The sequence below is a fragment of the Amycolatopsis sp. CFH S0740 genome, assembly GCF_004522315.1.
GTDB lineage: Bacteria > Actinomycetota > Actinomycetes > Mycobacteriales > Pseudonocardiaceae > Amycolatopsis > Amycolatopsis nivea.
In genome coordinates this window covers 1-26,557 of record NZ_SDLS01000017.1, presented here as the reverse complement: position 1 = coordinate 26,557, position 26,557 = coordinate 1, and the positions used below count along the sequence as shown (strand labels likewise).

22 protein-coding genes, 2 tRNA genes and 1 pseudogene are annotated in these 26,557 nt (G+C 68.8%); 14 read left to right on the top strand and 11 right to left on the bottom strand.

Annotated features, from left to right (window positions below; all coding sequences use genetic code 11):
- Positions 1-261: 261 nt before the first annotated feature.
- Positions 262-1,197 carry a S1C family serine protease gene (locus EIZ45_RS26430; RefSeq protein ID WP_370318186.1) on the top strand — a complete coding sequence of 312 codons (936 nt, stop codon included), beginning with the start codon at positions 262-264 and terminating at the stop codon, positions 1,195-1,197.
- Positions 1,198-1,316: 119 nt separating this feature from the next.
- Here EIZ45_RS26430 and EIZ45_RS26425 read toward each other — a convergent pair whose 3' ends face one another.
- Positions 1,317-1,700 carry a DUF3224 domain-containing protein gene (locus EIZ45_RS26425; RefSeq protein WP_134662593.1) on the bottom strand — a complete coding sequence of 128 codons (384 nt, stop codon included), beginning with the start codon at positions 1,698-1,700 and terminating at the stop codon, positions 1,317-1,319.
- Between the two features lie 73 nt (positions 1,701-1,773).
- The gene (locus EIZ45_RS26420) at positions 1,774-3,312 is read right to left on the bottom strand and encodes a helicase HerA-like domain-containing protein (protein WP_134662594.1); all 1,539 of its coding nucleotides are present in this window, start codon (positions 3,310-3,312) and stop codon (positions 1,774-1,776) included.
- Between the two features lie 118 nt (positions 3,313-3,430).
- Here EIZ45_RS26420 and orn point away from each other — a divergent pair, with 118 nt between their 5' ends.
- From orn to EIZ45_RS26405, 3 genes are all read left to right on the top strand, one after another.
- Positions 3,431-4,039: an oligoribonuclease gene (orn, locus tag EIZ45_RS26415; RefSeq protein ID WP_037817745.1), complete on the top strand. Its 609-nt coding sequence runs from the start codon at positions 3,431-3,433 to the stop codon at positions 4,037-4,039.
- Between the two features lie 74 nt (positions 4,040-4,113).
- A tRNA-His gene (locus EIZ45_RS26410) sits at positions 4,114-4,186 on the top strand.
- Positions 4,187-4,469: 283 nt separating this feature from the next.
- Positions 4,470-4,542, top strand: a tRNA-Lys gene (locus EIZ45_RS26405).
- A gap of 242 nt (positions 4,543-4,784) precedes the next feature.
- Here the strand turns inward: EIZ45_RS26405 and xerC are convergent.
- The 7 genes and pseudogenes from xerC to EIZ45_RS26370 form a co-directional block, all read right to left on the bottom strand.
- Positions 4,785-5,282: pseudogene (gene xerC / locus EIZ45_RS47675) on the bottom strand (tyrosine recombinase XerC); the annotation flags it as partial.
- A gap of 936 nt (positions 5,283-6,218) precedes the next feature.
- Positions 6,219-6,440: a helix-turn-helix domain-containing protein gene (locus EIZ45_RS26395; protein WP_043839057.1), complete on the bottom strand. Its 222-nt coding sequence runs from the start codon at positions 6,438-6,440 to the stop codon at positions 6,219-6,221.
- Positions 6,437-7,249: a site-specific DNA-methyltransferase gene (locus EIZ45_RS26390; RefSeq protein WP_051173139.1), complete on the bottom strand. Its 813-nt coding sequence runs from the start codon at positions 7,247-7,249 to the stop codon at positions 6,437-6,439. The genes EIZ45_RS26395 and EIZ45_RS26390 overlap by 4 nt, the downstream gene beginning before the upstream one ends.
- Positions 7,246-8,283, bottom strand: coding sequence for a site-specific DNA-methyltransferase (locus EIZ45_RS26385; RefSeq protein WP_043839060.1), 1,038 nt, complete (start codon positions 8,281-8,283; stop codon positions 7,246-7,248). Before EIZ45_RS26385 ends, EIZ45_RS26390 begins: the two co-directional genes overlap by 4 nt.
- Positions 8,280-9,515, bottom strand: a complete 1,236-nt coding sequence (locus EIZ45_RS26380) for a site-specific DNA-methyltransferase (protein WP_051173141.1) — start codon at positions 9,513-9,515, stop codon at positions 8,280-8,282. The genes EIZ45_RS26385 and EIZ45_RS26380 overlap by 4 nt, the downstream gene beginning before the upstream one ends.
- A gap of 113 nt (positions 9,516-9,628) precedes the next feature.
- A complete protein-coding gene (locus EIZ45_RS26375) occupies positions 9,629-10,543 on the bottom strand; it encodes a DNA methyltransferase (protein ID WP_043839062.1) in 915 nt (304 codons plus the stop codon).
- Positions 10,536-11,018, bottom strand: coding sequence for a hypothetical protein (locus tag EIZ45_RS26370; RefSeq protein ID WP_134730390.1), 483 nt, complete (start codon positions 11,016-11,018; stop codon positions 10,536-10,538). Before EIZ45_RS26370 ends, EIZ45_RS26375 begins: the two co-directional genes overlap by 8 nt.
- 1,034 nt (positions 11,019-12,052) lie before the next feature.
- Here EIZ45_RS26370 and EIZ45_RS26365 point away from each other — a divergent pair.
- From EIZ45_RS26365 to EIZ45_RS26325, 9 genes are all read left to right on the top strand, one after another.
- A complete protein-coding gene (locus tag EIZ45_RS26365) occupies positions 12,053-13,075 on the top strand; it encodes a hypothetical protein (protein ID WP_051173144.1) in 1,023 nt (340 codons plus the stop codon).
- 185 nt (positions 13,076-13,260) lie between these two features.
- Complete coding sequence (locus tag EIZ45_RS46510; protein WP_200864550.1) at positions 13,261-13,578, top strand: pilin; 318 nt, start codon at positions 13,261-13,263, stop codon at positions 13,576-13,578.
- A 4-nt stretch (positions 13,579-13,582) separates the two neighbouring features.
- Positions 13,583-15,712 carry a hypothetical protein gene (locus EIZ45_RS26355; protein WP_043839064.1) on the top strand — a complete coding sequence of 710 codons (2,130 nt, stop codon included), beginning with the start codon at positions 13,583-13,585 and terminating at the stop codon, positions 15,710-15,712.
- Positions 15,709-16,872, top strand: a complete 1,164-nt coding sequence (locus EIZ45_RS26350; RefSeq protein ID WP_037817383.1) for a PrgI family protein — start codon at positions 15,709-15,711, stop codon at positions 16,870-16,872. The genes EIZ45_RS26355 and EIZ45_RS26350 overlap by 4 nt, the downstream gene beginning before the upstream one ends.
- On the top strand, positions 16,869-18,779 hold the full coding sequence (locus EIZ45_RS26345) for a VirB4 family type IV secretion system protein (protein WP_043839066.1): 1,911 nt from the start codon (positions 16,869-16,871) through the stop codon (positions 18,777-18,779). The genes EIZ45_RS26350 and EIZ45_RS26345 overlap by 4 nt, the downstream gene beginning before the upstream one ends.
- A gap of 85 nt (positions 18,780-18,864) precedes the next feature.
- Positions 18,865-19,692 carry a hypothetical protein gene (locus tag EIZ45_RS26340; RefSeq protein WP_043839068.1) on the top strand — a complete coding sequence of 276 codons (828 nt, stop codon included), beginning with the start codon at positions 18,865-18,867 and terminating at the stop codon, positions 19,690-19,692.
- Positions 19,693-19,734: 42 nt separating this feature from the next.
- Positions 19,735-22,236, top strand: coding sequence for a type IV secretory system conjugative DNA transfer family protein (locus EIZ45_RS26335; RefSeq protein ID WP_051173148.1), 2,502 nt, complete (start codon positions 19,735-19,737; stop codon positions 22,234-22,236).
- A gap of 70 nt (positions 22,237-22,306) precedes the next feature.
- Positions 22,307-23,341 carry a replication-relaxation family protein gene (locus EIZ45_RS26330; RefSeq protein ID WP_037817374.1) on the top strand — a complete coding sequence of 345 codons (1,035 nt, stop codon included), beginning with the start codon at positions 22,307-22,309 and terminating at the stop codon, positions 23,339-23,341.
- A gap of 6 nt (positions 23,342-23,347) precedes the next feature.
- Entirely contained in the window at positions 23,348-24,253 is a 906-nt protein-coding gene (locus EIZ45_RS26325; protein ID WP_134662595.1) for a M23 family metallopeptidase, read from the top strand.
- Positions 24,254-24,311: 58 nt separating this feature from the next.
- Here the strand turns inward: EIZ45_RS26325 and EIZ45_RS26320 are convergent, their stop codons facing one another.
- Entirely contained in the window at positions 24,312-24,587 is a 276-nt protein-coding gene (locus EIZ45_RS26320; protein ID WP_037817372.1) for a hypothetical protein, read from the bottom strand.
- 365 nt (positions 24,588-24,952) lie between these two features.
- On the opposite strand from EIZ45_RS26320, the gene EIZ45_RS26315 reads away from it, so the two are divergent.
- Positions 24,953-25,522 (top strand): hypothetical protein, encoded by a 570-nt coding sequence (locus tag EIZ45_RS26315; protein ID WP_134662596.1) that lies wholly within the window; start codon positions 24,953-24,955, stop codon positions 25,520-25,522.
- Between the two features lie 491 nt (positions 25,523-26,013).
- Here EIZ45_RS26315 and EIZ45_RS26310 read toward each other — a convergent pair whose 3' ends face one another.
- Complete coding sequence (locus tag EIZ45_RS26310) at positions 26,014-26,508, bottom strand: hypothetical protein (protein WP_134662597.1); 495 nt, start codon at positions 26,506-26,508, stop codon at positions 26,014-26,016.
- Positions 26,509-26,557: the final 49 nt, after the last annotated feature.

The window sequence follows — 26,557 nt, the reverse complement described above, 5'->3', positions numbered from 1 at the left end:
CAGCTTCAACCCGGCACCCCGAGCAATGAGGCCGGCGCGCCGCAGCAGCAAGGCAGCGTGCCCAACGAAGCCAACGCACCGCAGGAGCAGTTCGGCGCGCTGCGCAGCCAACCCGGCACCTCGCAGCACGAGCTCGGCGCGCCGCACAACCAATCCGGCACCGCGCCGCACCCGCCAGGCACGCCGCACAACCAACCCGGCACCGCGCAGCAGCAGTTCGGAGCTCCGCACAGCCAACCCGCCGCCCCGCAACAGCCAGGCATTCCGCAAAACCAACCTGACACCCCACAGCAGCAGTCAGGCATCCCGCACTACGGCCCAATGCCACAACCCGCGCAACCGCCCGCAGCCCTGGCTGGTCCGCGGAAGCGACCCGGCCGGATGGCGGCGCTCGTCGGAGCCACGGCGCTGGCCGCGGCCCTGCTCGGCGGCGGTGCCGGTGCGGCGATCGTCGGGCTGACGGGCGGCACCAGCGCGTCCTCAAGCACCGCGTCGACCGCCGCCACTGGGCAGACCATCAGCAACACCACGGCTTCCGGGGATGTCAGCACCGTCGCCGCGAAGGTGGTGCCCAGTGTGGTTCAGGTGAACGTCACGACCGGGCGGGGCACGGCGATCGGATCGGGCGTCATCCTCACCGCGGACGGCCGGATCCTCACCAACGCGCACGTCGTGGAGGGCGCGCAGACCGTCACGGTCACCACGTCGGACGGCAAGAAGTACCAGGCCAGGGTCGTCGGTTCGGACACCAAGAGCGACATCGCGGTGTTGCAGGCCCAGGGCGCGAGCGGGCTCACCGCGGCGACGCTCGGCGATTCGAGCAAGCTCGCCGTCGGGCAGCAGGTCATCGCGATCGGGTCGCCGGGCGGGCTGCAGAACACCGTCACCACCGGCATCGTCAGCGCGCTCAACCGGCCGCTGTCCGACGTCGGGGGCGGCGACGGCGATCAGCAGAACTCGCCCTTCGGGAGGCAGACCTCGAACGTCACGTCCGGCCCCAGCTACACCGCGATCCAGACCGACGCCTCGATCAACCAGGGCAACTCGGGCGGCGCGCTCGTCGACAGCCAGGGCCAGGTGATCGGCATCAACTCCGCGCTCTACAGCCCGAACTCCTCGGCGGGCAGCGTCGGAATCGGGTTCGCCATCCCGATCAACGACGCCAAGAAGATCGTCGACCAGATCGTCAACGGCTGACCGGAACTCCGGAGGCGGACCGTGGTCGGGGCGGCCCGCCTCCGCTCCTCACTCTCGGGACGGTGAGGAAACCTGGCCGCTCTCTCCGGGAAATTCGGGGCCTGGAGAGAGCGGCTTCTTCACGCGCCCGGCAGTTCGTAGACCAGCGTGAACGTGTGCTTCCCCTCGTCGACGGCGATGTCGGCCGATCCGGAGATGCCCACCAGCTCGTCCGTGCCCGAACCGGGCAGCAAGACCAGCGACAGCCCCTCGTCGCCGGCCGTGTGCCGGAGAACGAAGCTTCCCTTCCGGCCGTCGACAGAGCCGGTGAACCGCTCGAAGGCGACATACGCGCGCGACGTCTCGTTCGACGCCGTCAGCATTTCGACCCGGCTGGTCCCCTCGATCGCCCCGGTGAACGTCTTCTCGATCAGCACCTGCGCGAACGCCGTGCCGCCGGCCTCGTCCTGCGCCTGCGGCTCCCATTTGTCCAGCTCGAACGCGGCGACGGCGGTCCTGGTCATGCTGTTGCTCCTCTGCCGGAAACTCGATCCCGCACAGTCAACCGCCGATACCTGCCATCTCCTGTCAGGTATCTCAACGCCGCCGGTTGCCGAACAGCCCGCGCGAGAACTCCCGTCCGAGCGAACTCGCCGCCGACCGCATGAACGACTTCACCGCCGGGTTGCTCAGCACCTGCGAGATCATCCCCGGCTCCTCCTTCTCCGGCTTGGGCGCGACCGGCGCCTCGGGCTCCGCGGCCGGCACCGATTCCGGGGCTGGCGTGGCTTTCGCCGCCAACTTCTCGTACGCCGACTCGCGGTCGATCGTCTCCCCGTACTTCGCGTTCAGCTCCGACGACGCGACCGCCGCGCGGATCGCGTCCGCCCCGATCGACCCCATCTTCGACCGCGGGGCGCGCAGCCGCGTCCACGCGACCGGCGTCGGCGCGCCGCGTTCGGACAGCACGGTGACGATCGCCTCGCCGATCCCCAGCGACGTCAACGCCGTCTCGAGGTCGTAGTGCGGCGACTTCGGATACGTCTTTACCGTGCGCGCCAACGCTTTCTGGTCGTCCGGTGTGAACGCGCGCAACGCGTGCTGCACCCGCGCACCGAGCTGGGACAGCACGTTGTTCGGGATGTCGGTCGGCAGCTGCGTGCAGAAGAACACGCCGACACCCTTCGACCGGATGAGCTTCACCGTCTGCTCGATCCGCTCGAGGAACGCCTTCGATGCGTCGGAGAACAGCAGGTGCGCCTCGTCGAAGAAGAACACCAGCTTCGGCTGATCGAGGTCGCCTTCCTCGGGCAGTTCTTCGAACAGCTCGGCCAGCAGCCACATCAGGAACGTCGAGAACAGCGCCGGTTTGGACTGCAGATTGTCCAGTTCCAGCAGCGTGATGACGCCCTTGCCGTCCTGCTGGCGCATCAGGTCGTGGACGTCCAGCTCGGGCTCGCCGAAGAATTCTTCGCCGCCCTGAGCCTCCAGATTGGACAGTGCGCGCAGGATGACGCCGGCCGTCGCCGCGGACACCCCGCCGATGCCCTTGAGGTCTTCCTTGCCCTCGTCGCTGGTCAGGTGCGTGATGACCGACCGCAGGTCCTTGGTGTCCAGCAGGGCGAGCCCGCGCTGGTCAGCCCAGTGGAAAATCAGGCCGAGCGTCGATTCCTGCGTCTCGTTGAGCCCGAGCACCTTCGACAGCAGCACCGGACCGAAGCTGGTGATCGTCGCGCGGACCGGGATGCCGGTGCCGCTGGTGCCGAGCGACAAGAACTGCACCGGACCCGCCTCGGGCGCCCATTCGTCGCCCAGTTCCGCGGACCGTTTCGCGGTGCGATCGTTCGCCTCGCCGGGCGCGGACAGGCCGGACAGGTCGCCCTTGACGTCGGCCAGCACGACCGGAACCCCGGCCGCCGACAGCTGTTCGGAGATCAGCTGGAGCGTCTTGGTCTTGCCGGTGCCGGTCGCGCCCGCGACCAGCCCGTGCCGGTTCAGCGTCGCCAGCGGCAGCCGGACCGCGGCCGACGCCTCCGTCTTCCCGTCGATCACCACCGCGCCCAGCTCGACGGCCGCCCCGTCGCTCACGTATCCCTGCGCGATCTCCGCCGCTGGTCCCGACGCTTGCTCGGCCACTGGCCGCACCCCGTTCCGAGTCCGAAATCACACCTCGCTGCACTGGCTGACCGAGCGTAACGCGCCGGAAGCCCAGGTGACGCCGCTGATATCCCCGTGTCGGGTTAGGGTGGTGCGGGTGAACGACCATCTTGTCTGGATCGACTGCGAGATGACGGGGCTCGACCTCGGCAAGGACGCGTTGATCGAAATAGCCGCGCTGGTGACCGACGCCGACCTGAACGTGCTGGGCGAGGGCGTCGACATCGTCATCCACGCCGACGACGCCAAGCTCGACGGCATGCCGCAGGTCGTCCACGACATGCACGCCAAGTCCGGCCTCACCGAAGAAGTCCGCGCCTCGACGACCACGCTCGCCGAGGCCGAGCAGCGCGTGCTGGAGTACATCCGCGAATGGGTGCCGGACCCGGCCAGCGCGCCGCTGGCCGGCAACTCGATCGCCACCGACCGCGGCTTCATCGCCCGCGACATGCCGGAACTCGACAACCATCTGCACTACCGGATGGTCGACGTGTCGTCGGTGAAGGAGCTCGTGCGCCGCTGGTACCCGCGGATCTACTACGCCAAGCCGGAGAAAGGCCTGGCCCACCGCGCGCTCGCGGACATCAAGGAGTCCGTCGGCGAACTCGAGTACTACCGCGCGATCGCCTTCGTCCCCCAGCCCGGCCCGACGAGCGACGAGGCCAAAGCCGCCGCCGCCGAAGTGCTGGAACGCCACCGAGGGTGACCCCCTGAAAAGCGCTCGCGGGCACCCGCTAGGATTGCTTCCAGCAAGGTGATCGCGAGATCTTTTGCCAGATGGTGGCTATAGCTCAGCTGGTAGAGCACCTGGTTGTGGTCCAGGAGGTCGCGGGTTCGAGCCCCGTTAGCCACCCGTACACCCCGGCTTCACCGAGATCTTTTTCGGAGAAGCCGGGGTTTTGTCATTTCCGGGGTACTGTGGCGAGTGCCGGTGTCGCGCAGGTCACTGGGGTCCCCCGTCCGGCCTGCCCGCTGCCGCGCCAGCCGATGCTGCCTGGGTACACGGTGGGTCACCGCCGCTGACCTGGGCTGTTGTCCCGGCGAGCCGAAAAGGGGACCCCCCTGAAACGGGGCCTGAACGCCCTGCTAATCTTTTCCACGTCGCCGAGGGAAACCACAGCGGCGGGAAGCACCAAGCGCCATTAGCTCAATTGGCAGAGCAGCTGGCTCTTAACCAGCGGGTTCGGGGTTCGAGTCCCTGATGGCGCACCCTTAATCCCCAGGTTCGAGAAGTTTTCGACCTGGGGATTTTGGTTTTCTGGAAGCTTTTCTTCCGGTTCCGGACTGTCCACAATGGTCGGTGGCGAGCCCGAGTCGCGCCCGAGCTGTCGCGGTGCTGACCGCGGGATGATCTTGGCGGTGGCCTCGGCCGCCGCGAGCGCGACTTCGGGCAGCACGGTGGTGTAGGTGTCCATGGTGACGGTGATCGAGGAATGCCGGAGCATGTGCTGCACCACCTTCATGTCCGCCCCGGCCGCGAGAGCGAGAGTGGCCGCTCCGTGGCGCAGGTCGTGCAGCCGGATCGGCGGCAACCCGGCCTGGCGTGCCAGCTCCTGAAAACGCGCGGTGACATCGGCCGGGTGCAACGCGCTGCCATCGGGCTGGGTGAACAACAGTCCGCTGCCGACCCAGCCGGCACCAAGCCGCGCGATCGCCTCATCCTGGTCTGCCAGGTGCTGACGCAGCACGAGCACCGTGCCGCCGTCCAACGCGACCAGGCTCTCCGACGACGTCGTCTTGGGCGCGGACTGCCCGGTCTCCCAGCCGTACTGCACGATCTGATTCGTCACATCCAGCGCAGCGGAATCCAGATAGGTGTCGACGCGCCGCTGACCGCATGCTTCCCCGCGCCGAAGCCCGACATGAGCGATCAGATGGAACAACGCGTACAGCGGATCGTGGACCGCGTGGTCGAGGAACCGGCCGGTCTGCTGCGGGGTCCACACCATCACCGGCGACGGAACCTCTCCCGTCTCCCGCCACCGCGCGACCCGCTCGTCGGTCCACACCTTCGCGGTCGGGCGTTTGGCCGGGGGCAACTCCACCAACGACGCGACATTGACCGTGAGCAGGCCTTCCTTCACCGCCGGGCTCAGCGCCGCCCGCAGCGTTTCCCGGATCCGCCGGATCGAGGTCGGTCCGACCGGCCGCTGCCACTTCACGGCCGCGACCTTGCGGGGATCCTTGCTGGCCCGGTACTCGGCGATCACGTCGTTGTGCTCCACGATCGCGTCGAACATGCCCTCCAGATGCGCCACACGCAGTTTGTCCCGGCGAATATGTCCCAGATGCGGCCGCAGATACAGCCGCACATGCGACTCGTAGGAACGGTAGGTGTTGCGGGAGCGGGTTTTCTTTTTCGTCGCGAGAAACGCGGTGAACACCTCGTCCATCAAAGGGTGCTCCAGCACCTCTGCCCCGGCCCGCACCAGCCGGCGCATGTCTTCCAGTTCCGGGAGTTTCTGGCGTGCGGTGATCGCGGCGGCGATCACGTCCGCGATCTTGCCCAGGGTGTCCTCGTCGTCCCCGGCGAGCGCGAGCAGGTCGCCGACGTGACTGAGTTCCTTCTGCGCCTTCGTCGCGGTCTCGAACCCGCTGCGACGCCGCGGCCGACGATTCCCGCCGCGGTCCGCGGGCAGCTCGATGCGGTAGCACCACTGCCCGTGCCGGCTCTGTTCCAGTCTCGGGCACGCCGCACCCAGACTGCGACCGTTGCTGTCCTTGCAGGAACAGCGTTTGTACACCGATCCCTCGGCCATCGCCTGCCGCCTTCCCCTCGGTTGCGTTGAATCAGCGGGTTGCCGTCATGCTCGCGCTGCAGAACCCGCTCGGGGAAGCCCGAGCCCGAGCGACACCACCCGATCCGGCGAATCCCCGAGCAGCGCTCAGCCAGCAGGCTCGTCCAGGCCAAGGACCCGTCGCAACCCGGCGGTCGGGACGCGGTATTCCCCGCCGACGCGCAGCACCGGACACGGGAAACCACCGTCGCGCGCCAGCGCGTACGCCGTCGTCCGGCCGATCCGCAACGCCCGCGCCGCGGTCATCAGATCCACCACCGCCGGCAACGCGGCCACCTCCCCCAACGTCAGCACGGCCGCTGCGTTCACGAGACCACCGCACCCGTCAGGCGGCGGCAGGCCAGGTCGTGACAATCCGGATCCAGATCGACGCCGACGAACGAGCACCCGTGTTCCAGCGCGGCGATCCCGGTGGTCCCGCTGCCGCAAAAGGGATCCAGCACCACACCACCGGGCGGGCACCCCAGACGGACACAACGCCGCGCGATCTCCAGCGTCCCCGCTGCCGGATGCCCCGTACCCGAACGCCCCGCCGGGACCCGCCAAAGATCCGTCATCCCCTCCGCCGCGAACCAGTGCACCGGCGACCGGGTCAGCAGGAACACCGACTCGTACCGCTGGGCAAGCCGGTCCCGCACACTCTCCGGCCGCGCGTTCGGCTTCTCCCACACCACCGCATTCCGCACCAGCCACCCACGATCCTGCAACGACAACGCCACCCGCCACGGCACACCCACCAGATCCTTGCGCCGAAACAACGACTGCGGCGGCCGATGCACCCCGTACCCCGTCGCCGCCCGCACCGCAGCAGTGCGCGCGACCGAGCCCGGCGCCACGTAATTCCCCCACGACCCGCCGAAACAATCACCCAGATTCAGCCACACCGTCCCGCCCAGCGCCAGCACCCGCGACAGCTCCCCGAAGACCCCGGCCAGTCGCGCGACATATCCATCCACGGTGGACTCGACACCGTATTGCCCGACGACGCGGTAGTCCCGCAAACCCCAATACGGCGGCGACGTCACGACGCAATCCACCGACCCAGCTGCCATCCCTGCCACCACCTCACGCGCATCGCCGACGCACAACCGCACCGCCGCCCCAGTTCCGGCCGTCATCGGTCTCCCCCATGCCTGCCTGCGTCCAGTCGCCGCTGTGCGAGGTCGTGGTAGGCGGGGTTGGTGTCGATGCCGGTGAAACGCCGGCCGAGCGCGCGAGCGGCCACGCCGGTGGTGCCGCTGCCGCTGAACGGGTCCAGGACGTGACCGCCCGGCGGGCATCCGGCCGCGATGCACCGGCGCGGGATCTCCACCGGCGACGGTGCCGGATGGCCGCCGCGGGTGCGGTCGGGTGGAACGGTCCACACGTTGCCGGGGTTGCGACCGCGCTGCCCGTCGGCGGGTGCGCGAAGCCAGGTTCCGCGTGCTGTATTCGGCTTCGTGCCGCCGCGGTAGGCGCGACGGGACAGGGCACGGTCGCCGGTATACGGCTGCCGGATCGCGTCGAGGTCGAAGTAGTAATCCGGTTGCGTGACGAACAGGAAGAGCATCTCGTGGCGGGTCGCGAGCCGATCGGAGACCGGGGTGGGCGTGGCGTGGGGCTTGTGCCACACGATCGCCGACCGCAAGATCCACCCGTCGCTTTGCAGTGCGAAGGCCAGCCGCCACGGCATGCCGAGCAGATTCTTGTGCGGCACGTCCGCTCGTGACCGGTAGTGCGGCTGACCGGCCTGGCCGGGGGTCGCGCACCAGTAGCCGTCGGAGTTGGTGGAGTAGCTGTCACCCAGGTTGACCCACACCGTGGCCCGCGGAGCCAGCACGCGCCGGGCCGCGGCGAACACCGCGCGAAGGGCTGCGAGGTAGTCATCCGCGGTCGCTTCCAGCCCGGTCTGCGGATGCTCGCGCCGGTCCCCGCAGTCTTGGCACCGCCACCGCCTGGCACCCGCGTCGCGGAGACTGGCCGGGCGGTGACGGCAGCCGGGTCGGCCGCCGGTCCAGGCGTCCGGGGCGTAGTCGCGCAGCCGCCAGTAAGGCGGGCTGGTGACCAGACAGTCCACCGAATCCTCTGGCAGATTGCGGAGCGCGGCTTCCGCGTCGGCGGTCACCAGCGTGATGGCGGCGTCCGCACGGGCGTGTGCTGCGCAAGTAGTCATGCGGCCCTCCCGGTGTCCTGTGCGGGGAGGCCGAGACGGCGCAAGCCGATGTCGTGGAACGCCGGGTTGAGGTCGATGCCGAGATAGGACCGGCCGAGCCGACGCGCGGCCAGTCCCGTCGTGGCCGCACCGCTGAACGGGTCGAGCACCACACCGCCGTCCGGGCATCCCGCGGCGATACAGCGCAGCGGGATGTCGACCGGGAACGCGGCGAAGTGCGCTTCCCGCAACGGGCGGGTGGTGATCGACCAAACGTCACCAGGATTCTTACCCCGAGCGTGCGCGGCGGTGTGCCGAGCCCCGGTCGGGCGCATCGCGTCCCCCGGGGCTTTCCCTGCGAACGGTTCAGTGTCGCGGTATTTGCCGTACACGCTGTGCCCGCGGCGACGCGCGGTCGCACCGATCCCGCCGTGGCGGCCCTTGTTCGCACCGCCGAAGACGATGCCCTCCCCGACCGCCTCGGGACAGGCAAATGGCTCGCGGATCGGATCGAGGTCGAAGAAGTACTTCTGCTGTTTGGTCAGCAGGAACAGCATCTCGTAGCGATTGGAGAGCCGGTCGCGCACGGACTCGGGCATCGCGTTGGGTTTGTGCCACACGATCGCGTTGCGCAGAATCCAGCCGTCGGCCTGCAACGCGAACGCGACCCGCCACGGCATCCCGACCAGGTTCTTCCGCGGCAACGACCGCGTGCGCGCCACCCCGGCCTGGCGCACCGATTCCCGCAGTGGCGCTGCTGCGCTACGGCCGGACAAGGTGCTCGCCCGCATCGCGTCCCCGGTGCGGCCGGGCGGTTCGGCAGAGTACGAGTCGCCCAAGTTCAGCCACACCGTGCCGGTGTCGGCCAAGACACGATGCAGCTGCGCGAAGACCTCCCGCAGCCGGTCCACGTAGTCCTGCGGGGTCGGTTCAAGGCCGTGCTGGTCGTCCTCGCGCTGGGCGCCGCACCGGCGGCAGCGCTGCGGCACGCCACCGCGATGCGCCGCGGACGCGGGATAGGCAAGCCCAGGGTGTTTGGACTGGGGAACGTTGCCGCCACGTCCGGCCGCGGCCAGGTGCGCGCACCCGGGATCGCCGCCGACCCAAGTTCCGGTCCCGTAGTCGCGCAGCCCCCAGTACGGCGGGCTGGTGACCACGCAGTCCACCGAATTGGCTGCCAGGCCGGTCAACGTGGTCGCGGCGTCGCCAGTGTAGAGCGTGACCGCGTCGTCGCGGTAGTAGACCGTGTCCATAAGGTTTGCTCCTTCGGCACGTTGAGCAGAGGTTGCGAGCCGCAGTAGGTCGGATCGCGTCGCCGCGCCGCAGACGGGCACCGACGCGCATCTTGCGTGAAGCGGTCCACACTTCAGGCGACGACCAAATCGGGCCTTGTTCCGTGCCAGGCGCGGTGCGACGGCGCGGGCAGCGCGGGGAGGGGTTGGTTCAGAGCCGGATAGGCCGCGTCGGGATCGGCCCGGAGCACCAGCGCGGTGTGATGTGCGGGCAGCGCGACCGGATGCCCGAGAGCGCGTTCGGCACGGGCGGCGGCGCGGCGCTGAGCCAGCGACGCGCGGGTGTAGGTGCGGCCTCGCCGCACGGTGGCGGTCAGCGCCACACACCGCGCGACTGGTGCCAGCCCGGCAGCGGTGGCGACCGCCGTGATCCGGCTGGGAACGTCGAGCAGGTCGTGCCGCACTGGGTGGCGCCGCGGGGCACTGGTGATGACCGCGTGCCCGCCGGGACGCAGCAGCGGCCGGTACTGCGTCAGCAGTCTGTGCAATCGCTCCAGCGCACCATCCATGTCGCCAGCCGGACTGGGCCGCAGGGTCGTCAGGAGGAGGTCGATCCGCCCGGTCAGTCCGGCGGTGGCCGCGGCGACCGCGGTGCCGGGGCGTCGGTCGAGGATGAGGACCATGCCGTCGGCGAACACCCCGCGCGCCTTTGTGGCAGTCACGTTGGTGCGCGCCAGACGCCACCAGCGCCGCTGCCCGGTCAACCCGATCGCGTGCCGCCCGCCCCGTAGCGCTTCGACGATCGTAGTGCCCGCCCCGCAGTCGGGATCGAGCACGACATCGCCGGGCCGAGTCAGCGCCGCGATGGCGTGGCGGGCGATCGCCGGGGCCATCAGAGCGTGGTCGGCACCGGTGGCGTCGTGGTAGCCGCCCTCGTTCAGCTGGGCCGTCAGACTGTCGGTCCCGGTCGGCCACACCGACGCCACAACCGGGCCTTCGGACCGCTCCCCCGCCGGGCGGGGGTGCTGCCTCCCAGTGCGCTTAGACATCCGAGGTCTCCTTCCCGTCGAAAGCACCCTCGTCCGTCGCGTCCGGCGACAATCGACCGAGCAGAACGAGGTCGTGATGCACCGAGCGCAGCGGCGGCGCTGCGGCGTCGACCGCGCGCGGCGAGAAGTCCAGCGTCGAGGCCGCGATGCCTGCGCGGCCAGCGGCTACGGGGCGGTTCGGCAAGGTCGACACGGGCGTAGCGAGCACGGCGATGTGATCGAGACATCGCAACCCGCGACTACCCAGCGTGCTCAGCGCAGTCGCGTGCGGGTCGCGTAGTCGCCCATCACGGACATCGCTGTGTGTGACTACGGCGATAAGGCCGCCCGGAGTGAGCAGGGCGTCCCAGTCGGTGTGCGCGAGCCAGTCGGTGGCGTGCGGATCGAGCGCGGTGATGATCAGGTCGAACCCGCCATGCGGTCGGTCCCCGTCGCGACGCCGAGGGCGTGCGGAGTCGGGGTGCGGTTCGGCCACCGGGTGCAGCCCGAACCGACCGAGTCGGAGTCGCGACCCCGACTCGGATCCGGCGCAGGGGGCCGAGTCGGGGTGCTCGGCCGGGTAGCCGGGTGCGGGTGCCGCAGTCGCGGCGTCGGCACCGCGGCCGAGCCGGGAAACGGTCCAGACCGCCTCGGCGAGACCTGCGTACGGGGTGGCGCTGCGGGTGCCGTCAACCGCGCGCCGAAGAGCGCGCGGGGACGGCGGTGGAGTAAGCAGAAGGACGCGGTCGCCGGGGCGGGTGTAGGTCGTCACGAGGGTGACGACCGTGCGTCCGAGCCAGCCGGGAAGCAGTGCAGTACCGGGCAGCATTTCCGCCTCGGCGAACGGCCAGAAGGTCGCCGGACGTGGCCTGCGGGCAACTGCGGTTGCAAGCTTGGTCTGTGGCGCGCGATGCCGACTGCGGCGGAGGCCGGCAGTGTCGCGATGCGGCAAGCGGTGGTGACGGCGTCCGGGCTCGGGGTGCGGTGGTGAAGTCATCGGTGGCCTTCCTCGCGGTGTGATCGGCGTGGTCTGCCAAGTCGCCCCAAGAGGCGGGTTTTGGGGCCGTTTTTCGACACCGCTCGCCCAAGTTTTTTCATAACCTCCGAAGTCCTGCACCGTACGCAGAGAGAAACGAGTCCGAATAGGTCGACACTTTCCCAGCTTCCCGGAAGGATTCAAGCCAGGACGGCCGGGGTTGACCCGCTTTCGAATCACCCGGGTTCGGGTCAAGAAGAATTTCCGACCAGAACAAAGCAAGCCCCCGGAGCTGCCGCGGACCCGCCTGAGCCGGCCGCCGACTGCCCACTAAGGATCACTTAAACGACCAGCTCACAAGCTACTAAGACGATCACGGACACCGCCAGGACAGGTTGCCCTGCGTGAGGTTTCCGAATCCTTCGAAGCTTCGCTTTTAGTAGCCAATTTCACCTACTAAGAAGATCATCTTTGTTCTTTTCTTGTCTTTTTCTTGTCGCCGCCCTGGCGTCCTGACGGAGCCGATTCCACGAACTCCAGTCAGGAGCACGCCAATGACGAACGACGAGACCGTGTCCGCGCCTATCCGCCCCGATCACGAAGGGCACGACTGGCTGCCGCTAGACACCGCGCGCGACGCTTTCGGGTGGCTGGTCACCGGGCCGAAGCCGATGGCTGTGCACGGGGCCCGGTTCGCCGGATTGCCACGGCGTCCGGTGCCGCTGGACGAACTGCGGGACCGGGTGATGAGCAAGCAGTGCCCGCCCCGCACGCGCGACGATGTGTGGGCGCACCTGGTGCTGCGCTCCCGCGCGCACGGGGGTGCCTGGACGGTGGCGTGCGTCGGGATGGCCCTGCCGTCGCTGGCCTCGAGCGCGCGATGGCTGGCGGCGCGGTATCGCGGCGATCGCGCGGACGCGCACGCGGCCGTGCTCGCCGGGTTTGTCCACGCGCTCTCGACGGTCGATCTGGCTGACCCGGCCATCGCGGTCCGGCTGCACTTCGCCGCGCGCCGCGCCGGGCAAGCAGCATTGGAGGAGTCGCTCGACGCTCCGATGCCTGCGGGCTCGGGCTATCGGTCCGCGGTGCCGCGCCCGCCGTACGGACACCCCGACTTGGTGCTCGCGCGGGCGGTCGGTGAGCAGATTCTCACCCCCGCCGAAGCGGAACTGATCTCGTCGACCCGGCTCGGCGAAACCTCGGTGACCGGCTGGGCGCAAACCCACGGAGCCGCGCTCAAGACCGCGTTCAAGGCCCGCGATCGAGCTGAAGACCGACTCGTCGCGTGGCTGCGCGATCAGCTCGCCGACACCGACTCCGACGACCCCGTCGCGGACGTAGCTGTCTCCGCTCTGCTCACCGGCTCACCGGCCGCTCCCGCCGAGGAGAAGCCGCACTCGTCACGTGCCGTGAGCGGTCGTCTGCGCAACGGCCGGCCAGTCGATTCCAAGAAATCGTCACGAGCGGTGTCGAAAAAGGACCCGAAATCCGGCCTCTTGGGGCGCGGGGAGATCCCACCCAGCTCTCCGCGTACCGCCGAGCACGAGCCGATTTCGGAGGTGCGCCGATGCGCGTGACACCCCATCCCCAGATCCGACGCGCCACCGCGCCGGCGCGCTCGCCCGCGTCGAGCGCATCCGAACAGAACCGACTCCGCACGGGCACCATCAGGCGCGCGCGGCCGACTGCACACACGGATGGTGCACGTCCATGTCATCGGACCTCTCAGTCGCGACCGGTGCGCAGCACGGTGACCCACTCCGTGGTCTTAGCGCTACTCGGCACGGTCCTGCTCAGTGTGCTCAGCGCGGATGCGGCGCAGGCCTCCACACAGGTTCTCGCGATCGCGAGCAGCGTCGGCCAGGTCTTCGACAACATCCGCAATTGGCTGGTCGGCATCCTCGCCGGGCTGGCGACGGTGTTCCTCACCATCGGCGGCGTCCGGTACCTGATGGCCGCGGGCGACCCCGGCGAAGTGGAGAAGGCCAAGCAGTCGTTCAAGAGCGCCGGGTGGGGCTACGGGCTGGCGGCGCTGGCACCGCTCGTGGTGGAAATCCTGCGCGGGATTGTCGGGGCCTGACGCCATGGCCGCGCCCCGACACCCCGGCCCGTCCGAACCCGATCGCGGCGAGCCCGGCACCGGCGCACGCCCGGCGGACCCGGCGCGCCGGGAGAGGGTCCTGCTCGCACCGCAGCGCGTCGGCCGTGGTTCCCGGCGGCGGCTGGTCTGGCTGCTGGCGCTCGGCCTGACGGTGGTGCTCGGCAGTGTGCTGGCCGTCGGTGCATGGGCCTCGCCCGGCGCGCCCCCGCAGCCCGGTGCGCAGCAGGCGGCGCTGGCGCAGCAACCGCCTCCGTTGCCGCTACCACCCAACCCCAGCAACTCGTGTGCCCCGAACTCGCCGGACCCGTCGTGTCACTTTCCGACAGGCTCTCCGCGCCCGTCGGTCCCAGCGACGCCGCTGCCGCCGATCACCGAGCTGCCGCCGCCGACAAGTTGCTTTCCCGGCCAGATCGGATGCACCCCCGGCGGCCCGACCACCGCACCAAGCACGAGCGCGCAACCGAACCCGCCGTGCACAGGCGAGGACTGCATTCCGCAGCCCACCCCGCCGCCGAGCACTGGCCAGCAACCGGGCGGTCCCAGTACGGGAAACGACGATCCGGAGTGCGGGCTGACCAACATCACCGGCTGTATCGCCAAGGCGATCAACGGTGTCTTCAAGGATCTGGTCAATGCCGCCCTGTCGCCGATCCTGGACTTGCTCGGCCACACCGCGCTGACCACGCCGACGCTGGACCAGCTTCCCGGCATCGGCGAGCTGTGGGACAACTCGTGGCAGATCGTGCTGGCCTGCTACGGGATGCTGCTCCTCGTCGCCGGGATCGTGGTGATGTCCCACGAGACGGTGCAGGCACGGTATTCGATCAAGGAGATCGGCCCGCGGATCCCGATCGGGTTCCTCGCCTCCGCGCTGTCGCTGTTCTTCGCCGAGAAGCTCATCCGGCTGACCAACGCGCTGTCCGCCGCAGTGCTCGGCGACGGAGTGAATCCGCCGTCGGTGGGGTCCACGCTCAAGGACGCCGTCGAGGGTGCGGTCTCCGGCGGGTTCTTCATGATCCTGCTGGCGCTGGTGCTCGTGGTCGTCGGGATCGCCCTGCTGATCGTCTACGTCTTCCGCGTGGTCATCACGCTGATTCTCATTGTCACCGGGCCGCTTTTTCTGATGTGCCACTGCCTGCCCCATACAGATGGCATCGCCCGGTGGTGGTGGAAGGCGCTCGGCGCGACGCTGGCGATCCAGGTTGCCCAGTCACTCGTGCTGATCAACGCCGTGCGGACCTTCCTGTCCGGCGGGGTGCGTCTGTTCGGCTCGACACTGTCCGCGCTCGGCATGCTCATCGCCGCGATCACCTTGTTCTACATCTTGTTCAAGATTCCGTTCTGGTTCCTCTCGGCCACCAAGCTCGGCAGCGGCCGTTCCTTCCTCGGCGGGCTCGCGAAGGCGTACATCGCGGCGAAAACGTTCGGGATGGTCGCCGGGAAGTCCGGAGGGTTCGGCAAGGCCGGAGCGGTCGCCGGTGGCGGAAAAGGCAGTAAGCGCGGCGGTGCCGCTGCCGATCCGCCGTGGCCCGCTCAGCCGCGGATCGCGCCGACACCGGAGGCGGTCAACCAGCGGATGCAGGCGGCCTACGACAAAGAGCGCACCCGTGCTGCCCAGCACCCTCGCCCGCCCTCGCAGCGACCGGAGTTTCTGCAGCCCGGCCCCCAGGAGACCACCCACGACCCAGCCGTCACCCCGGCCAATCAAGGACCCGTCATGCCCGAATTCAGTTCAGCATCCAAACCCGACACTCCAGTCCCACCGCCGGCCGGACGGCGCCGCAGGCAGGCTCCGGCGGCGCCCAGGTTCCAAGCACCCGGTGCACCGCGCCGCGCAAGCGGCAACACGCCCCCGGCCCGGCCGGTCGCGGCGGCCGCAGTTCCGCCGCACTTGCGGTTCCAACCGCCGACGCCGGACCCGTCCCACGTGTCCCGGCCAGTCACGCCCGCGACGGCGCCACCCGCCGCACCGGCGTTCCGGACCGCGCACCCGGAGCCTCGCCTCGGAGACGCCCGCCCGCGCACGCCGTCCGTCCCGCCGGTGACGTTCCGGGCGCCCACCCCACCGAAATCCGCGCCGACATCCCCGCCTCGCGGAGGTGAGAAGTCATGACTCAGCCCGTGCGCATCCCTGCCGACGTCGACCGCGAAGACCGCGTCCTAGCCAATCTCACCGTTCGTCAGCTGGCGATCCTCGCGGTGACCGGGATCGTGCTCTACGGCGGCTGGACGCTAGCCCGCGGTGTGGTCCCGCTGCCGGCGTTCCTGATCGTCGCGATTCCTATCGGGGTCACCGCCGCGGTCCTGGCGCTGGGGCGACGCGACGGCATGAGCCTGGACCGGCTCGTGCTCGCCGCACTTCGCCAGCGGCTGCAACCCCGCCGCCGGGTCGCCGCCCCCGAAGGTGTCCGGCCCGCACCGGAGTGGCTGACCAGCAGCATCACCGCGTCCGACGCCACCGGCGCGGCGGGCACATCGGAGGTGTCTCCGGCGGCGCTGCGGCTGCCCGCGGAAGGGGTCACCGAGGCCGGTGTCGTCGACCTCGGCCCCGACGGGGTCGCGATGGTCGCGGTGGCCAGCACCGTCAACTTCGCGCTCCGCACGCCCGGTGAGCAGGAGGCGCTGGTCGCCAGCTTCGGCCGGTATCTGCATTCGATCTCCGCGCCGGTGCAGGTGCTCATCCGGGCCGAACGTCTCGACCTGAGCCGCCAGATCAGCGACCTGCGCGAGGCCGCCCCCGGCCTGCCGCATCCGATGCTCGAAGCCGCCGCACGGGAGCACGCGACCTACTTGGACCAGTTGCGCCGCTCCACCGATTTGTTGCGCCGCCAGGTGCTGCTGGTGCTGCGCGAGCCGGTCCGCGCAACGGGGCCGACCGACGGGCTCGGCGGCGCGTCCCCGCTCACCCTGCTGCGGGCGCGACGCGCCCGCGGACGGGACGGCGAGATCACCGAGACCGCGCGGCGCTCGGCGGAGGCCCGGCTCGTGCGGAGGCTGGGCGAAGCCACCGAACTGCTCTCCCCGGCCGGGATCACGATCACGCCCCTGGACGCTGGGCAGGCCACTGCCGTGCTGGCCACCGCGTGCAATCCCGACAGCCTGATCCCGCCCTCGGCGGGTCTGGCCGGTGCAGACGAGGTGATCACCACCGCTGCCCCGGATCCCGACGACGAACCGCCAGTCCATCACCGAAGCACGGCCACCCGGGCCGGGCGTGACAACGCGCCGCCGGAGCCGTCGGCCTTGGATGAGTGGGAGGGCGGGGACCTATGAGCAGGAAGTTCGGCCGTGATCGAGGCCGCGGCGCGCGGGATACGAATGCACCGTTGGGAAGGGCCAGTGCGTTCACACCGGATTCGCTGTCGGTCGCGCCCCGGCATCTGGAGATCGGCGGCGAATGGGTCTCCTCTTTCGCGATCACCGGCTATCCGCGCGAGGTGCACGCGGGGTGGCTGCAACCCCTGCTGTCCTACCCCGGCCGCGTGGACGTGTCGCTGCACATCGAGCCGATCGACCCGGTCACCGCCGCCAACCGGCTCAAGCGCCAGCTGTCCAAATTGGAGTCCGGGCGACGGCACACCAGCGAGAAGGGACGGTTGCTGGACCCGATGGTCGAGGCCGCGACCGAAGACGCCTACGACCTCTCGGCGCGCGTCGCCCGCGGCGAAGGGAAGTTGTACCGGCTCGGGCTGTATCTGACCGTGCACGCCACCAGCGAAGACGATCTCGCCGAGCAGGTCGCCGCAGTGCGGGCGCTCGCGGCGTCGCTGCTGATGAACGCCCAGCCGACCACCTACCGGTCGATGCAAGGCTGGGTGTCCACCCTGCCGCTGGCGCTGGACTTGATCGGCATGCGCAGAACTTTCGACACCAGTGCGCTGGCCGCCGCGTTTCCCTTCACCAGCCCCGATCTGCCTCCCGCTGACCCGACCAGTGTCGCCGCACCGGCCGGTGTGCTATACGGGTTCAACGTCGGCTCGCAGGGTTTGGTGCATTGGGATCGCTTTTCCGCAGACAACTACAACGCGGTGGTGCTCGGGCGCTCCGGCGCGGGCAAGTCGTACCTGGTGAAGCTGGAAACCTTGCGCAGCCTCTACCGCGGGGTCGAGGTCGCGATCATCGACCCGGAGGACGAGTACCGGCGGCTGTGCGAGGCCATCGGCGGCACCTACATCCACCTCGGCGACGCTGACGTCCGCATCAACCCGTTCGACCTGCCGATCGCCGTCCGCCCGGACGGGCGTCGCACCGCGCCTAAAGACGCCCTGACCCGGCGGGCGTTGTTCCTGCACACCGTCACCGGGGTGCTGCTCGGCACCGACCTGTCTGCACAGCAACGCGCCGTGCTCGACCGGGCGATCATGGCCACCTATCAGCAGGCCGGGATCACCAGCGACCCGCGGACCTGGGGCCGGCAGGCGCCGCTGCTGGCCGACCTCGCCGCAGCCCTCACCGGCACCGCAGACCCGGTCGCGGCGGACTTGGGCACCCGGCTGCACCCGTTCGTCGAGGGCGCGTTCTCCCCAATGTTCTCCGGGCCCACCACCACAAGGCCCGAGGGACACCTGACCGTGTTCAGCCTGCGGGACCTGCCCGACGAACTCCGGCCGATCGGGACGCTGCTCACGCTGGACACGGTGTGGCGGCGGGTGTCCAACCCGGCCATCCGTCGGCCAAGGCTGATCACGGTCGACGAGGCATGGCTGCTCATGCAAGACCCTGCCGGGGCGCGGTTTCTGCACCGGATGGCCAAAGCAGCCCGGAAACACTGGGCGGGCTTGACGATCGCGACCCAAGATGTCGGGGACGTCCTCGGGACGAACCTGGGCAAGGCGATCATCGCGAACGCGGCTACGCAGATTCTTCTCCGTCAAGCGCCGCAAGCGATCGAGGAGATCGTGGCAACCTTCAACCTGTCCGAGGGCGAGAGGCAGTTCCTGATTTCCGCGGACAAGGGGCAAGGTCTGCTCTCGACCGGGACACAGAGAGTCGCGTTCCAGTCGCTGGCGTCTCCGCAGGAAAACGCGCTCATCACTACAGATCCGGCCGAATTGGCGCGGTACGCGGAGCACGAATCTAGCACGGACGACGGCGCGTTTGTGGACCTCGGCGTCCATGACACTGAGCTGGCTCTTGATGCGGACGCTGACGGTCACGTCGACCTCGACATCGCCGCATAGCCTGCCCCGCCACATGCGGGCCTCCTGAACCACAACCGTTCTGCCCAATTTATTTGCTCGCCTGACTTCTTTTGCGAGGTGTCGTATGTCTTCTTCCGCCAGCGTGACCCGACCGGGTCGGTTGCTGACGCAAAACCGGGAGATGCGCGCAATCGGTGTCTGGAACTGGACTCTGCCCGCGTTAGCCGCCCGGCTGCCCGACGGACGCACGCAGGTGACCTGCCCGGCGGCAAGCGCATGCGCTCGGATCTGCTACGCGCGCAATGGAACCTATCTCTTCCCTGCGGTCAAAGCCAAGCATACCGCCAATCTCGCGTACGTCCTCGAAGACTTGCCCGGTTGGGAAGCAGCCATGATCAGTGAACTGTCGGCACCGCGCCTCGCCGGGAAATTTATCAGGGTGCACGACGCAGGGGATTTTTTCAGCGATGCCTACACTTTGGCGTGGTGTCGCGTGATGCGAGCCTGCCCGCAGGTGACGTTCTATGCGTATACCAAGGAAGTTCGGCGGTTCAAGCGACTGATCGAACCGGGCCCGCCCGAGAACTTCCTGTGGGTCTACAGCTACGGCGGTCGTGAAGATTCGTTTATCGATCCCGACCGTGACCGGGTCGCCGATGTGTTTCCCGATGAGGACGCCATCACCGAGGCCCCCGAGTGGTCATCGCAGGAAGCCTCGGATCTGCTCGCCGTGCTCGGCCCGCGATTGGTCGGGGTGCCCGCGAACCGCATCCCGCAGTTCCTCAAGCGCATGGGCGGACGACGGCTGTCGGAGTGGCAGGCCGAGATCGACGCCGAACGGGCACACAGACGGCAGCGTCATCTGCGGCTCGCACCCAACGACCCGTCCGCTCCTGCACCGACGCCGGAAGCCCGAGCGAGCGTGAACGATGCCGAGCGACACGCGGCCTGAATCCACGTCCTTACGACTCTTCCTTGCGAGAGGGGATTTCTGATGCCTTCTACCCAGTCTTTTGCCGCTTCGGCGAGGCTGCTCGCATCGCCGTTGCAGGACTACCTCCGCGATCCCGGTGCCGCAGTGCGCGCTGTCTTCGCCGCGCTGCGGGAATTCGCACTGTCCTGGGGGCCACTCGCCGGGCCGGCCATTGCGCTCGCGGTGACTGGCGTCGTGGCCGGGCGCCGGTGGTGGGCGCGCCGGTGCCACGACCGGATGGCCGCCGACGCCCGGGTGGTCACAGTGCTGGCTCCGCCCACGGTCGATCCGGACGGCGCAGCGGCCTTGTACTCCAACCTGGTCGGGTTGTTGCGATCCGGCTGGAAACGGCGGATGCACGGCCAGCCGCACATCGTGTGGGAGTACGTGTTTTCCCACACCGGGGTTGCCTTGCGGCTGTGGCTGCCGGGCGTCGTGCCGCCCGGCATGGCCGAGCGCGCCATCGAGGCTGCCTGGCCCGGCGCGCACACCCGCACCGCACCCGCCAAGCCGCCGATCCCCTTGTCCAATCCGCCGGGCAAAGCAGTCGAGGCCGTAGGCGGTGAACTGCGCCTGGCCCGGAGCGAAGCACTTCCTATCCGGTCGGACTTCCCCGCTGATCCCGTCCGCGCCTTGCTGGGCGCCCCGGTCGGCATGGCCATCCAAGAACGTGCCGTAGTACAGATCCTCGCGCGCCCGGTCACCGGCGCTCGTGTTCGCAAAGCTCGCCGAGCCGCCCGCCAGGCCCGCGCAGGCAGCTCGGTCAAGCTGGCCGGACGCCTGCTAGACCTCATCACCCCGCACACCGGATCACGCAAGCCCAGCACGACCGCCAAGAAGCAGGTCGTCGATCACCAAACCTCCCTGGAAACCTCGGCGCAGGACCGGGTCATCGTGACCAAACAGCGCAGCTCCCAGTACGAGACCCGCATCCGTTATGCCGTGGCCACCCTGGTCGACGAGCACGCGACCAGCGCTGAGCGGGTTCCGGTGCGTGAACACTTGCGCGGACGCGGCCATGCCATCGCCAGCGCGTTCGCGGCCTACAGCGAACACAACTACTACCGTCGCGTCCGGCTCACGCATCCGGTCAAGTCCGTGTCCGAACGACGCCTCACCTCCGGCGATCTGCTCTCGATCGCCGAGCTGGCCGCGCTCGCGCACGTCCCGACCGACGAGGCCGTGCCCGGTTTGCAGCGCGCCGGGGCGAAGGCGGTTCCGCCGCCACCGGGTATCGCCACCGAGGGAGCCGGGGTGAAACCGATCGGGATCACCGACTCCGGCCACCCCCGGCCGGTGGGGCTGCGCGTCGCCGACTCGCGCCATCATCTGCACATCCTGGGTGCGACCGGTTCGGGCAAGTCCGAGTTGATGGCGCGGATGATCCTCGCCGACGCCGACGCCGGCCGCGGACTGGTCGTCATCGATCCCAAGGGAGACCTGGTCGCCGACACCCTCATGCGGCTGCCATCACGGCTCGGAAAGAACGTCGTGCTCTTCGACGCCGACAGCCGCTACCAGCCGCCCGTGCTCAACCCACTCGAAGGCGACGACACCGCCCGCACGGTGGACAACCTGGTCTCGATCTTCTCCCACGTTTACGCCTCCAGCTGGGGGCCGCGCACCGAGGACATCCTGCGCTCGGGGCTGCTGACATTGCGCGAGCTGCCCGGCACACCCACGCTGACCGACCTGCCGAAACTGCTGACGGGGCCCGCCTTCCGGCAGCGTGCGCTCGAACAGATCTCCGACGACGTCCTGACCGGCTTCTGGCACTGGTACGACGATTTGTCCGCCGCCAGCCGGGCACAAGTCGTCGCGCCCCTGATGAACAAGCTCCGCGGCCTGCTGCTGCGCCCGTTCGTGCGGGCATCCCTCGCCGGGGGTGAGTCCACCGTGGACATGGACGCCGTGCTCGACGGCGGAATCTGCCTGGTGCGCTTGGGCAAGGACGCGCTCGGGATGGACACCGCCCGGCTGGTCGGCTCGATCGTGGTGGCCCGCACCTGGCAGGCCGCCACCCGACGCGCCCGGATACCGCAGCGCGACCGCCACGACGCCGCGCTCTACATCGACGAGTGCCACAACTTCCTCAACTTGGCGTACCCGATGGAGGACATGCTCGCCGAAGCCCGCGGCTACCGGATGTCGATGACGCTCGCGCACCAGTACCTGCGGCAGCTGCCGCGCGAACTCGAGGAAGGCATCAGCACCAACGCCCGCTCGAAGATCATTTTCTCGGCGTCGCCCGAAGACGCCCGGCACCTGGCCCGGCACACCGCGCCCCGGCTCTCCGAGCACGACCTCGCCAACCTCGGCCGCTTCCACATCGCCGCGCGACTGGTCCTCGACAGCGAGGAAGCTCCTCCGTTCACTGCGGTCACCGAGAAGCTGCCGCCCGCGATTCCCGGGCGAGCCAAGCAGATCCGTCGACTCGCGCTCGTGAACACCGAACCTCGACACACACCCGAACCGGCCGAGAACGACCAGCCGGTGACATTCGATCCACGCCGCGCGGCCTGACCCCGCTCAGCCTTTTCCGTTGGTGCGCACGGCGTTCCCGCGTCCCGCAGACCTGGAGGTGCCTGTAACCATGGCGAGCAATCCCACGCCGCAAAGGCAATTGCGCACGCATCGGCCGAAACGACCTGTTGCGCGCGTGCTCAACTCGGCCGAGCACCACGCGTGGCTGGCCCGGCATCTCACCGACCGCGACCGGTGGCTGTGCCGGATGCTGTTCGAGCACCACGTGCTCACCAGCACTCAGATCATCGACATCGCCTTCACCGGGCGCCGCGGGGCGAACCTGCGCCTGCGCAACCTCTACCAGTGGGGTGTGCTGCACCGGTTCCAGCCGCACCGCGACCGCGGCTCGCACCCGATGCACTACGTCCTCGACACTGCCGGAGCCGTCGCCCTCGCCCGCGAGGACGGCATTGACCCCAAAGAACTGGGCTACAGCCGTGAGCGCGAGATCGGACGTGCGTTCTCACTGCAGCTGGCGCACACCGTGGGCAGCAACGGGCTGTTCACCACCCTGATCCGCCGAGCCCGCCAGCCCGGTGCCGCTGGCGTGCTCGCGGCGTGGTGGTCGGCCGCCCGGTGCGGCCGGCACTGGGGCGACATCGTCACCCCGGACGGCTACGGACGCTGGCGCGAGGCCGGCCGGGACGTCGAGTGGTTCATCGAGTTCGACTTCGGCACCGAGCAACTGTCACGCCTGGCGAGCAAACTCGCCCGCTACGAACGGCTGGCCGAGGTCACGGGCATCACCACACCCGTGCTGGTGTGGCTGCCCAGTGCCAGGCGCGAGGTCAACGCACGCAGGGCGATGGCCGAGGCGCTGCGCGGTCTCGACCGGCCTGCACGCGTCCCCGTGGCGACCAGCAGCGGCGAGGCCACCGCTGACCCGCTCGATATGGCCGCGCCGCGCTGGCTACGGCTCGACGAGCCCGGCACCGCCGGTCGAGTGGCGCTGGCTGACCTGCCCACCCTCTGGCCGGACCTGCGTGCCTCGGCTCCCGGTGGTGGGCAGCGTCCGACTGCCGCGGTGCCTGGCGCCGCACGTCCGGAGATGGCCCCGCCCTCCCCGATGCCCCCGCCCGATCCCGCGTGTCCGTGGAGGTGATGCGTCATGGGCAAGATGGCCGCCGCCGGTGCCGGGTTCGTCGTCGTGATCATGCTCTTCATCGGCGGCGGCGCCATCGCGGTGGTTCAAGCCGTCTTCGGCAGTTCCAGCAGTTCCGCCAGCGGCTCGAACTGTGCCCCTGTTGGGGCCAGTGCGACCTCGGCAGCGGGGTACGGACCACAGGAGATGGGCAACGCGGCGACGATCGTCGCGGTCGGCAAACGGATGAACGTGCCCGAGCAGGGCTGGGTCGTCGCGGTCGCCGCGGCGCTCACCGAGTCACGGCTGAAGAACCTGAACGATGGCGATCGCGACAGTGTCGGCCTGTTCCAGCAGCGGCCCTCGCAAGGCTGGGGAACGGTCGCACAGATCATGGACCCCGCCTATAGCAGCGAGCAGTTCTACCGGCATCTGCTGGCGCTTCCGAACTGGCAGAACATGCCGGTCACCGTTGCTGCCCAGACCGTGCAGCGATCGGGCTTTCCCGACCGCTACGCGAAATTCGAGCCAGCAGCGCGCCAGATCGTCGGGACGACCCCCACGAGCGGCACCTGCACCTCCAGATTCGGGTACCGCGGCAATGAGCTCCACAAAGGACTCGACATCGCCGCGCCCATAGGCACGCCGATCCTGGCAGCCAACTCCGGCACGGTGATCAGCTCAGGCCCGGCGTCCGGCTACGGACTGTGGGTGCGCATCCAGCACGGAGACGGGATCGTGACGATCTACGGTCACAACGACCACAATCTGGTCCGCGAAGGACAATCCGTTCGGGCCGGCGAGCCCATCGCCGCGGTCGGAAACCGGGGAGCGTCCACTGGAGCGCACCTGCACTTGCAGATCGAGGCCAATGGGCAGGCCGTCGACCCTGTGGAGTTCTACCGGCAGCGAGGAGGCCAGCTATGCGGATAGGTGCGCACAGTGGCGTTGTCTCTCGATTTCTGTCTGCGGGCCGGGATAGCCCGGCGGATTACTCGTCGGCCGGGGTGCCTTTGAGATGGTTGTAGAGGTTCGCCCGGCTGAGGCCGACCTCCTTAGAGATTCTGGTCTTCGGCACACCGGCCTTGTCTGCTTCCCGGATGTCGGCGAGCCGCTCGGTGCGTTCGGCTTTCAGCTGCTTGGTCAGGATCTCTTTCATCTCCTGCAGCGAGCTTTCCACGTCCCGGATGCTCTCCAGCGTGGTCTCGATCGCCTCCACGCGTTGTCGGCGAGCGCGCAACTGCGCGATGTGCTCGTCCTTGTCCATCTGCGGCCCTCTCTCGCGTGGCCAGGTTGACCGGTCTCCGGGCTTGGCTGTCCATCTGTTCGACACTATGTCGCCCTAGACACCTTACCGAGACAATCCGCGACCAGAGGGAGTGCCACGACTAGGGTGTCGTGGTCACAGCCCGAGGCTGAACTGGTCCAACGGGGCGTCGGCACCCACAGACGGTGACCTCGGCGGCACATGCGCTCGCCGGCCTGACCCGCCCCCTCGTCCGGCCGAGGGGGCTCAGCCCGGTTGACCCCGGCGCATACAGGGCCGGTCGTACGCTGGCATCAGATGCCTCTTCGCGGCTTGGTCGCGATAGGGAAACGCCGCCGCCGGGCCGGCGCGATACGTTGCGAGACATGCAAAGCGGACAGGTATCGGTGTGGGTGCCGATCGTTGTTGGGATGATCGGGCTCGTCGGGGTGGTCGCAGGTCAACTCGTCAACGCCTGGCGCGAGGATCGGCGCTGGCGCCGCGAACAGGAACGCGAAGACGTACGGTGGGCGCGGGAGAGCAAACGCGAGTCGGTCAAACTCGACCGCGACACGAAGATCTTGATCTTTGGTGAACTGCTTCAATCCCTGAACCGGGCTCATTCGCTGCTCGACAGAATTCGCGAAGCAAGTGGTAAAGAGGCCCTCAAAGGAATCACTTCGGAATATCTGAACAATGTCCACAAAATTCGCGCAAAGGCTGCCGAAGTTCAACTGATCTGTTCACCCGACATGCACCGGTTCTTCTCTAAAGGAATGTCTGACATGTGGTTGCTTCCCGCGATGATGTACGGCGTCGACGTCGACGATCCCAGGACTGGTGAGCCCGCGGGGACTCTCAGCGCCGAGGATGCGATGGATAGAATCAGCGGGTTTCGGAGCGATTTTCTGCGCCTTGCCCGCAATGAACTCGTCATCGGGGCAACAATGCGGTAAGCCTCGAGGCATGAAGACCTGCCGTGGGAGTTCCGGGGTTGACTCGCGGTGAATCCGCCGAGTAGACCCAGGCGTATAGATCGCAATCCGTGCGGGCGTGCAGGCTGCAGTAGGGGTGTGGGGCGTACTGCTGGCCTGCGGGTTTGCGCGACGGTGGCAGTAGTGCGGACGTCGCCGACTTCGATTCACGGGCACACACCCAGGTGCGACGAGGAGGTCCACGAGCGCCGGCCACCGTTGACGCCGAACTATCTGCTGACGCTGCAGGTGGCGAGCTGGGTCAAACGGTCGAGCGGCAACCGATGGGTGCGGTGCCTCGTTGGCCGGGTGTCGCTCGGCCGGGTAGATGGTGGCGAGATGCGCACCTGACCCGGTCATAAGCGTGACACTGTCGCCGGAGACCCGGGGCAGCGAAGCGGGTTGCGTGATTGAGTGCGTCACGCTGTCGTTCGCTGGCACACGCGTAACAGGCGGGTTGCGGAGCGCCTGCATCAGCTATCAATGACTGGGTCGGTGCCCGGTGCCTCATACGCGTCGACGACTTCCGGCGGCATCTGCTCAGTGGTGCGGTAGCCGCGCAGCTTGTGCCAGGCGACGGTCCAGGTGGCTTCTTTCTCTCCGCGCCGGGGTGGCGGGAAGACTGGGTTCGGCACGGTGACCGACTTCTTGTTGACTCGCCGTACGCGCATCCACATGTTGTTGTACAGCACCCAGTCGCCCGTGCTCACGGTGTCCGGCCCCAGCGTGGACGCCTTGCCCTCAGCCTGGAGCTGGGCGTAGACGCCCTTCCAGTAGTCGATTTGCTCGGTGAGGGTGGCGATTTCGCGCCGCAGGTAGACCGCGCGCTCCTCTCCGGGGTGCTGGATTCCCCAGCGGTGCCGCGGTTGGCCGTGCTCGTCGGTCTCGGTCACCCAGCCCGGTTCGCCGGCGAGTTCGCGTTGAAGACGCCTGCGGTCGGCTTCCTGCTTCTCGATCCGATTGGCCACGGTAACCGGGTGGGCCTGACCCGTTTTGACGGACATCCGAGATCAGGGG